Source organism: Shewanella basaltis (assembly GCF_023283885.1).
Classification (GTDB): domain Bacteria; phylum Pseudomonadota; class Gammaproteobacteria; order Enterobacterales; family Shewanellaceae; genus Shewanella; species Shewanella basaltis.
Genome location: NZ_JAKILA010000054.1, coordinates 1 through 587, shown reverse-complemented (window position 1 = coordinate 587; position 587 = coordinate 1). Strand labels below are relative to the sequence as shown.

1 protein-coding gene is annotated in these 587 nt (G+C 38.0%); it reads left to right on the top strand.

Features of this window, described 5'->3' with window-relative positions; genetic code table 11:
* The first annotated feature begins 137 nt into the window (after positions 1-137).
* Complete coding sequence (locus tag L2703_RS18910) at positions 138-440, top strand: G5P family DNA-binding protein (protein ID WP_248972567.1); 303 nt, start codon at positions 138-140, stop codon at positions 438-440.
* Positions 441-587 lie beyond the last annotated feature (147 nt).

The following is a 587-nucleotide window of genomic DNA, read 5'->3' as shown; positions in this document are numbered from 1 at the left end:
AGCCGCATGTGTCCAACATTAAAACGCTCAGAAGTCATTGAAGTTAAACCGTTACAAATCCCGCATTGGTATCAAATGCCAATTGTATCCCAATCAAATATTTTACCTTTTAAAGCTTACGCATAGGAGCAAATAACATGTTTAAAATCGAAGTATTTCAAGAAGATGTCACCGTAAATGGCCGCAATATGCCAGGCAAAGATGGTAAGCCTGGACGAACTATTTACGAACAAGTGGCTTATGCACATTTAGGCGGTAAATTTCCCGTTCAAATGAAACTTCAAGTAAGCGATCCAAGTCAGCCATACACCGCCGGCGAGTATGAAGTCGATAGTTCAAGCTATGTCGTTAATAACTTTGGTGGTCTTGAGTTGAAACGCTTTGGTTTGAAAATCAAACGTATTACCGCAGTTGGTAAACCCAATACCCAAGTCATTTAACCTTTATCAATGGATGATAGAAATGAGCAAATTTACTTTAAATGTTGTTTTTAATGGTGGCTCACTTAATGGTGAAACGATATTAAATGTGCCTAAGAACAGGCTTCGTAATTCACTAAACATGAAACGCAAAACTTACTTTGGAAC